Source organism: Pseudomonas yamanorum, assembly GCF_013386765.1.
Taxonomy (GTDB): domain Bacteria; phylum Pseudomonadota; class Gammaproteobacteria; order Pseudomonadales; family Pseudomonadaceae; genus Aquipseudomonas; species Aquipseudomonas yamanorum_A.
This window is the reverse complement of record NZ_JACARE010000050.1, coordinates 1-8189: the sequence shown is the minus strand read 5'-3', so window position 1 is coordinate 8189 and position 8189 is coordinate 1. Positions and strand designations below refer to the sequence as shown.

The window sequence follows — 8189 nt, the reverse complement described above, 5'->3', positions numbered from 1 at the left end:
CAGCCACTTCTGATCGGCCAGGGCTGGGGCGATGGCTGCGATTTCGGCGGGTTCGCCGATCACTAATAACAGGCGGACTTTTCGGCGCCAGAAGAGGCCGTGGTGCTTGCGCAGGTGGGCACGCAGCTCTTCCGATGAAGTGTCTGGCGATTCAGACTGAGTGCTCAACTGCGAAGTCAACGTTTCAACGACAGGTCCCACGACCCGTTCCGCCTGGCCGACCGCCAGGCGATCCCAGGCCAACAGGATGACCGGGCAGAGCCAGCAAAGCGCGAACCACACCCCCAGCCCCCACAGCGCCAGTTGCCTGATCGGCATGTTCGGCCATCCCAGATAATCGCCGCACAAGCCATACAACAGGCCTGCGAGCAGCACCAGCAGCGTCATGATCAGCAGATAGCCCACCCCCACGCGTACCAACGAGCCCTTAACCAATTCCTTAACTATCGCCATGAGGCACCGCCACTCCAATTGCCAGTCGTTTGTTTCCATCCTGACTCAGCCAACCGCAAGGCTGACGCGTCTGACCCGCTTGCAGCAACGCCAGGGACATCCCGATAAATGGCGCCAGGTCTGCCAGCACACCCCACTGCCCATCCAGTTGATGCTCAACTGCCGACCAGCCACCCTCTACAAAAGCCTGCTGGCTGGCGCTATCCATCGCGAGGCAACTGCTCGGTGGCGTGTCCAGTCCCGCGTAGCGCTGCATCTGGGCACACAGGTCGGTAGTCGACTCGTCTGCCCAGTATTCCGCGCGATGCAACACCTGGTGGCCCTGCCGGGTTACCCGCCAAAGAAAGCCTGCTTCACCCGGCAACTCGTTTTCTTCAGCGCTCTGCACCGACACCACACCGGCACACAACAGCCAATCGTCCTTGCCACGGCAGTCGCGGTGATAGGCATCAATCAGGTCATCCAAATCAGTCAGGTTCTGTAAGGGCACGCGGGCCTTGGGCAACAACACATCTGCCTGGGCCAACGTCTGAACGAAAGCAGCCTGATTGCTCTCACCTCCAACCCAGGCAATCGCCCGCAGCTGCGACCAGCACTCCGATAGCCCGGGGAGCGCCAAGGTTAATCGGGCGAGGTGTCGCGCCAGTGCGGGCTCACGCTGGGTGATCGAGTCCAGCGACAACGGGCACCGCAACCCCGGCTGCGTAGCGCCGGGTATCACTGAAGGTATCGCCAGCGGGAGATCTTTCATCAGGTTCAAGTACTGCGTTTGCACATCGCCTGCCGGCCCCAGCAGCAACACATCCTGCACCGGCAGACCAAGACAACGTCGCCGCCACCACGCTTGAGTGGCAGCATCCCGAGTGCGCAGATACACCTTGCGGTTGAACAGCTCGATCTGCAATGCCAGCACCCGCACCGCCAGCACCAGCGCCCAGCACAGCGGCAGTACCGCACTCCAGAGCCACAACTCCACGCGCGGTTGGTCGGTGGGCCAAAGCACCAGCAAGGCCGCCGATTGCAACCCGAACAGCAGCCCCAACCCCAGCCACCAACGGCGCCAACGGGGTTCGCCCGGCTCGACAAAATCGGGATATTCAGGCGGGCGGCTCATGGCGCTACAATCATCGAACTGGCCGCCAGGGTGCTGACCAACCGGCAACCGCAGGCGCAACAGTGGCCGTCCAGCGCCACTGCTTTTCCATCCATGGTTGAACCCGAAACGCCCTCGACAATGTGCGTCAGGCCGTGCAGATTGCAGCAGGCTTGATCATCCACACAGGCCACCGGCTTACCAAAGGCCTCGTAACGGCCTTCCAGGACTTCGCCGCCGAAGGGATGCAACGGGTCGCCCTTACGTACAAGTGGCAGCATCAGACCACCCCGCCATCGAGTTCGAACAAACTGCCGGCCTCGCGCAACATGGCACTTGTCTGCTGGATACGTTGCAGATAATCATCCTGTGCGATTTGGCGCTTCTGCTCGGTAGCCACCAAGCCGATATGGCCAGTCGGTTGCAAAAGCTGCGCTGCGCCGGGCAAGAACGGCACCACCAGGCCACTCGCCTTGTCGATCACCTGATAGCCAATGGTGGCCATGCCGATACCTCCCGCCAGCCCTCCCACGCCCCTCCATCCACCGCGCTTGATCCCATACACCGTGGCCCCGGCAATCATCGCTACACCCAGCATCCGGCCGGCCACCAAAACCGGGGACAGCTCGCGGCTGTTGTCGTTACCGAAATAGGTCATGCGGTAAAAGAAGTAGCCTGCCCACATCTCCCGCGTTCCCAGCGCGTCGTACATGAACCATGCCCGGGAGTCGTGTATCTGGTCGTCGAACAATGCCACCAGCCGGGCCATATCAGCGTCCACACTGGGCGTGCCTTGGGCGTCACAAAACAGTTGCGCACTGCGGCGCTTGCCCTCTGCGCTGAGGGTCGCGTGATCGTTGCGTTCATCGTCCTCATTGAGCAGATAGACCGCATCGCGCAACACCACATCCACCATCGTGCCAAAGTCGCTGGTTTGCTCGCGCTTCTTGCCCGTGTAGTCGGCCTTGAATTCAGCAGCGGCCTGGCTGAGCTGGGTCTGGTCGATTTGCGGTTCGTAGATCGGAGGGCCGGCGTACTGAGGGTTGGTAATGCGCACTTTCGCAGCCGTCGCTTTGTCCCGTTCATATTGCTTGCGGTCGGTACTTTGCTGGTAAGGCGTCACTTCGTTCGCTTGGGTGAAGTACGGCTGGCGCGTGAAACTGTCGTTGTCACCTTCCTCATCATTGACATATCGACCAATGCGCCAGCCGGTGATCCAGCCCAGTTGATCGGCGAGGGTGTCTTCCACCGTGGTGTTTAGAGGTTGCGGTGTGTACTCCCAAGGGGGAGTGTCGGCGGGTCCGGTGGCGGCGATACTTGGGAGGGTTTTTCTTCGCCAGGCGTTGAAGCGTTCGATTAACTCTAAACTCAGCGCAAACTCTCGATCGGTCGCAGGACTCATGACACGCCAATACTTCTGAGTAAGGAGCGTTTTCGGCAACACCGCCTCAGGCACCTGCAATGGCGCACCTGCTGCAAAAGCAGCGGCATAAAGGTCGTGTAGAACAATCTGCGAAACCAGTTCATGGGTGCCGCCACGGGCCTTACCCTGATCATTTTTCGGATATCCGCCACCCACATCAGAATGCACACCGGGATATACCACTTCATAGGTATTTTCCGGGTAATGGCCGTCCTCGTTACGGATCGAATCCAGCGGAAAACACGAGCGCTGCTCAAAGGCCGCGACAAAATGCCGGCAACACTTGACCAACTTCGGAAAGCGCTGCGCATCCGGCAGCAACTGGCTGTCATCGGCCCAATCCATATGCCCGGCGAAAAAAGGGGCGGCGTGGGCAATGCCCACCGAAGCCACGGTGTCCAGGACGCCAAGGAATTCGACGCTGACGGGCAACCCAATCAGGCTTTGATCAGGCAGCGTTGCCCCGGGAGGGGTGTCGAACAACTGGCTCAACCACGTGACAAAAGTACGAGCTTCGGCTGCTCCTCGAGAGAACCCGTACACAAACAGCTTGACCCCCAGCACGCGGGGCTTGGCCAATTCCGTCTGGTTCTGCAATGTAGCCAGGAACTTTTTTATCGTCCGTCGACGATTACCCTGACCCAGTGCGCTCATTAGAGGAGCTTTCCAGGTACTCATGGCGTCGACCATGGTTTTAGCAACAGCCTTATCTATTTCTTTCTTATTGTTAAGGGCAAAAGACAGAGCGCTGGCTAACTGCACCAAAGCCCAGTTGATGCGATCCTCACCACCCGTCGCGTATTTAAGCCCACCTTCGCTGTAGTCCAACTCTCCTACCTCAGGAAAGGGAGTACCAACCCCAGGCATATAATAGGAGAAATAACCTGCCCTATTGGCCTTTGGACCTTGGGGCGACGCATGGAATAATTTGGCGATATTGCTTGGATGACCTTTCTTTGTATCGTTATCATCATTATTGTTAGTCCCGTCAAAGAACAGGCTAATGTGGAGGCTATGGCAGCAGTCAGAATGCCTCTTTTGCCCTCTCGCATTGACACCTTGACGAAAAAGATTCTCCTCGCGAGTTTGCTTCTCATAATTATCAGTCACTGTTGACGTTCTTGTCGGAAAACGGCCACCCACTGGAAAGTCTGGAGGCCCCCAAACGTTAGACCTTGGCTCTTTTTTTACTGTGGACATACAACTGGCTCCTTCATTTCCAGTGGTTCCTTGATAGGATTGTTAGGCGAACCATAACCCCAGCACGAAGTGGTAACCTTGATCTGATTACACACCAAAAAATGCACTTTCAAACCACACGACTCGGTACCTGACCATTCAGGAATATCCACTACCACGCTATGGCGCTGAAACTTTGCTTCATGCTCTATCCACGCGGCCTCATCGAACCCGTACCCTGTTGCTTTTCGCTTTATTTTTGCAAACGGATCCGGATCAACTTCCCATTCAATATTGGCCTTCAATCCAGGCCTCCATTTAATCGGCATCACAACGCAACACGAAGCCCCTCCCCCACCATGAGCTCTGTAACCGTTTACCGAAAACCAATTGATTGCACCCAAGGTGTGATTAACGGCCTGTAAATTCCCACCTGCCATTTCATTATCCGCAGAGGAGCATCCAACTAACGTCAAGCCCAAAAAGGCGTACACACCCTGCCTTAGCACTTTTCTCGCCCTCAGCATCATAATATGCACTTCCCTCGACCCTATTCAGATGCGCATAAAAAGCACCTAATAAAATTTTATTTTCATACACTCTATTTACGGATCATCCCAAACCCTACTTACCAAGGTTCTTTCGGAAAATATTCCCTGACAGAAAACATCGGCGGAGTTCCCCGTCACTGCGGACATACGGTTGGCTCCTTCATATCCAGAGGCTCCTTGATAGGATTATTGGGTGAACCATACCCCCAGCACGAAGTTGTAACCTTGACCTTATTGCACACCAAAAAATGCACTTTCAAACCACAAGACTCGGTACCCGGCCATTCGGGAATATCTACTACAACTCTGTGCCTTCGGTAGTTCTTTTCATGGCTCACCATAAACGACCTAAATTCATCGGTCCCCAACGGCGGTGACGAGGCAAATGGGTCCGGATCAACCTCCCATTCAATATTGGCCTTCAATCCGGGCCTCCATTTAATCGGCATCACAATGCAGCACGAAGCCCCACCCCCACCATGGGCCCTGTAACCGTTGACCGAAAACCAATTGATTGCACCCAAGGTGTGGTTAACCGCCTGTAAATTCCCTCCTGCCATTTCATTGTCCGCAGAGGAGCATCCAAATAACGTCAAGCCCAAAAAGGCGTACACACCCTGCTTTAGCACTTTTCTCGCCCTCAAGACCATGATATGCACCTTCCCCGACTCGACTCCAAAACACATGAAAAACGTCCAATGAAACATTATTTTTCATACGTTCTATCGGATCATCCCGAACCCTACTCACCAATGTTCCTTCGGAAAATATTTACTGAAAGAAAACATCGGCGGAGTTCCCTCTCACTGCGGACATACGGCCGGCTCCTCCATCTCCAGAGGTTCTTTGATAGGATTGTTAGGCGAACCATAGCCCCAGCAAGAAGTTGTGACTTTGATCTGATTACACACCAAAAAATGCACTTTCAAACCGCAAGACTCAGTACCCGACCATTCAGGAATATCCACTACAGCGCTATAGTGCTGATAATTAGCCTTATGTTTAGCTTGGGCAGCTCTATATCCATCTATATCCGAGGGCCAGTTTGAATATGCGAACTGATCTCGATCAATCTCCCACTCGATCTCGGCCTTCAATCCAGGCCGCCATTTAATCGGCATCACAATGCAGCACGAAGCCCCACCCCCACCATGAGCTCTGTAACCATTGACCGAAAACCAATTGATTGCACCCAATGTGTGGTTAACCGCCTGTAAATTCCCACCCGCCATTTCATTGTCTGCGGAGGAACATCCGAACAATGTCAACCCTATGCAAACACACATACCCTGGAGCAACTTCCTCCAACCTAATAACCACATAGCGACACCCCACAATCAAATAAAACCCAAACAAGATTCTTAAACACCTGTCCGCACTCAATAAATATTCCTTATTTCAAAGGCACACACATCGCTAACGGCCTCTATCAACTTTCTTTTGATGATCGCCATACAGCATCGCCGTATCAATCACAAAATCCACCGGCATACTGAACAGGATGACGAATGGGCACACTACACTCAGGTAACAAAACATAGGGATGTAGTCATAGGTACCGGTGCCTTCAAGCGTAAGCAGGCGCCAGTCATATTGCGAACCGATGTAATAATCATCCCCGCGACTCGCGCTTGACGACTTACCTCTCTCAGCTATCGTTCCACAACCAGTCGTTAGAACAAGTTGAGAAACCAACATCAATAAAACCAACAGTCTTGCCAGGCCAACACATTGCTTGAATCCCTTTCCCGCGTCGTGAGCATGGCCATCAACCGATAAAGCGCGTTTATAGCTCATAGCTTCTTCCTCACGTACTCAGTCAGGCTTCCAAAGTAATTCTCCTGACTGGCCTGTACGACCAGCGTATATAAAGAAGCAAAACGAGATTCCAGGCTTGCGCCCAATCCTTCAAAGTTATCCCCGACCAGCATCCGTTGCGCATCACCAATAGAACCAATCAAGTCGCATTGTTGGTCACTCAGATCCAAACCTGGGCTAACTTGAATATCGTCCTGATACATCTGACCGCTGCCTTGTAGCCAATGCGGCTGTTCATCCCTGTCCAACCAGCCCCAATAACTCACAACCTTCAAGTATTCGGCACGCTGCTCATCCGTCAGGATTGAGTTCATCAACACCGGAAAGATGCGAGGATCGTAATACCGCAACACGCCTGCCTGCCCACCCCACTTCATTTGCAACAGGCCTTGCAAAGCAAGGCTCAAGACTTCGAACGGCAATGGCGAAATCACCACCAGCAAACGAGCATCAGTGGCGCAGTGAGTCATCAGTTGTTCGAGCCAGGTTCTATGCTTCCACTGCTCCAGGTCCAGACGCATTAACAGAGGGGCCTGATCCAGGAGGTTTTCTTCCGGCGTGCCGCTGAACAATGAGAACCATGGAACGTGTGGCCTAATCATCTTCAGCGCAGGTACCGCGCGGTTATTCCAGTCGGTTTGGTCGAGCAGTAGATCAAGCTGTCGTACGCCAACCCTGGCACATACCTGTTCTATCTGTTTTTGCCATTCTTTCGGCGTTGCCATCCTTATATTCCCCGTCAACCTTCACGCTTCAATAAACCGCCGGCGGTTTGCCGGGCCCTTACCAGGCACTCCTCACACACCGACGTTGGTAACTCAGGCATCGCGAAACGCTGGCCTGCCGGTTTTTCCCAGACATGCTGCCCCTTGAGATTCAATTTCCCCGGGCTATGGATGTCGATCGCTCCCTCGGGCGTAATGCGCAGATACCCGCCTCCGCACGCCAGGGTGATGCCGTTTTTGGCAGTGAGTTGTAGATGACCCTGTATCGACTGCACGGTGATGTCTTGCTGGGCAATCAGCTTCATCACGTCATCGTGGGATTCGATTTCCAGGGGGCCTTTGCCGGACACCAAACGCATGCCTTCTTGTTGCGCCAGCAGGGAGATGGACTGATTTGCATGCAGGGACATGCGCTGGCTTGCGGCCAGGTTGATTTCATCGTTGCTTTGCAGGTACAGCGCGTCGCCGCTTTTGAGCAGCAAACTGGCTGGGGTCACCGCCCCAATGCCCTTGGGGGCGCTGAGCAACATGGCCGAGGCACTCAGGTTTTTGGCGCTGTCCTGAAACTGCTGCAAGCCGTCGATAGCCGGTTGGCGACTGTGGTGTGACTGGGCGATTTCCTGCCAGTCGGCGATTTGCTGCTTTGCTCCTAGAACCAGAGCGTTGGCGGGCTCCATGCTGAGCACATCACCCGAAGCCTTGGTCTGTTCATCCGCACTGATAAACACACCCTTGCCGCCGCGAATCGATCCCCACCCGTCAGAGCGCAGCTCAAAACCTTCGCCGCGCTTTTTGCGCTCGGCATCCACCAAATGCCCAAGGTTCAGCTGACTTTTCCCACCGTATTCCGTACTGAGCTTTACGTGCTCCTGCCCCCGCGTGTCGTCCATGCGCAGTTTGTTGTTCGCCGGGGTGCGCAGCACATTGCGTTTGTAGTTGCGCAAGGT

General features: G+C 54.7%; 9 protein-coding genes and 1 pseudogene. All 10 read right to left on the bottom strand.

Features of this window, described 5'->3' with window-relative positions:
• A pseudogene (locus tag HX875_RS28900) lies at positions 1-453 on the bottom strand (ImcF-related family protein); the annotation flags it as partial.
• Positions 440-1423 (bottom strand): hypothetical protein, encoded by a 984-nt coding sequence (locus HX875_RS28895; protein WP_177048064.1) that lies wholly within the window; start codon positions 1421-1423, stop codon positions 440-442. The pseudogene HX875_RS28900 and the gene HX875_RS28895, both read right to left, overlap by 14 nt.
• A 140-nt stretch (positions 1424-1563) precedes the next feature.
• On the bottom strand, positions 1564-1827 hold the full coding sequence (locus HX875_RS28890) for a PAAR domain-containing protein (RefSeq protein WP_177048007.1): 264 nt from the start codon (positions 1825-1827) through the stop codon (positions 1564-1566).
• Positions 1827-4169 (bottom strand): T6SS phospholipase effector Tle1-like catalytic domain-containing protein, encoded by a 2343-nt coding sequence (locus tag HX875_RS28885; RefSeq protein ID WP_177048006.1) that lies wholly within the window; start codon positions 4167-4169, stop codon positions 1827-1829. Before HX875_RS28885 ends, HX875_RS28890 begins: the two co-directional genes overlap by 1 nt.
• The gene (locus tag HX875_RS28880; RefSeq protein ID WP_177048005.1) at positions 4157-4678 is read right to left on the bottom strand and encodes a DUF3304 domain-containing protein; all 522 of its coding nucleotides are present in this window, start codon (positions 4676-4678) and stop codon (positions 4157-4159) included. The genes HX875_RS28885 and HX875_RS28880 overlap by 13 nt, the downstream gene beginning before the upstream one ends.
• 155 nt (positions 4679-4833) lie before the next feature.
• Positions 4834-5349 (bottom strand): DUF3304 domain-containing protein, encoded by a 516-nt coding sequence (locus HX875_RS28875; RefSeq protein ID WP_177048003.1) that lies wholly within the window; start codon positions 5347-5349, stop codon positions 4834-4836.
• Between the two features lie 153 nt (positions 5350-5502).
• Positions 5503-6021 (bottom strand): DUF3304 domain-containing protein, encoded by a 519-nt coding sequence (locus HX875_RS28870; RefSeq protein WP_177048002.1) that lies wholly within the window; start codon positions 6019-6021, stop codon positions 5503-5505.
• A gap of 94 nt (positions 6022-6115) precedes the next feature.
• The gene (locus HX875_RS28865; protein WP_177048000.1) at positions 6116-6496 is read right to left on the bottom strand and encodes a YceK/YidQ family lipoprotein; all 381 of its coding nucleotides are present in this window, start codon (positions 6494-6496) and stop codon (positions 6116-6118) included.
• Complete coding sequence (locus HX875_RS28860; protein WP_177047998.1) at positions 6493-7242, bottom strand: DUF4123 domain-containing protein; 750 nt, start codon at positions 7240-7242, stop codon at positions 6493-6495. The genes HX875_RS28865 and HX875_RS28860 overlap by 4 nt, the downstream gene beginning before the upstream one ends.
• Positions 7243-7256: 14 nt before the next feature.
• On the bottom strand, positions 7257-8189 hold a 933-nt coding region (locus tag HX875_RS28855; protein WP_177047997.1), incomplete at its 5' end, for a type VI secretion system Vgr family protein.

Bases quoted from the DNA above. Each gene is read 5' to 3' on its own strand.
- HX875_RS28865 (WP_177048000.1), bottom strand. From the start codon at position 6,496: ATGAGCTATAAACGCGCTTTATCGGTTGATGGCCATGCTCACGACGCG.
- HX875_RS28875 (WP_177048003.1), bottom strand. From the start codon at position 5,349: ATGGTCTTGAGGGCGAGAAAAGTGCTAAAGCAGGGTGTGTACGCCTTT.
- HX875_RS28870 (WP_177048002.1), bottom strand. From the start codon at position 6,021: ATGTGGTTATTAGGTTGGAGGAAGTTGCTCCAGGGTATGTGTGTTTGC.
- HX875_RS28890 (WP_177048007.1), bottom strand. From the start codon at position 1,827: ATGCTGCCACTTGTACGTAAGGGCGACCCGTTGCATCCCTTCGGCGGC.
- HX875_RS28860 (WP_177047998.1), bottom strand. From the start codon at position 7,242: ATGGCAACGCCGAAAGAATGGCAAAAACAGATAGAACAGGTATGTGCC.
- HX875_RS28880 (WP_177048005.1), bottom strand. From the start codon at position 4,678: ATGATGCTGAGGGCGAGAAAAGTGCTAAGGCAGGGTGTGTACGCCTTT.
- HX875_RS28885 (WP_177048006.1), bottom strand. From the start codon at position 4,169: ATGTCCACAGTAAAAAAAGAGCCAAGGTCTAACGTTTGGGGGCCTCCA.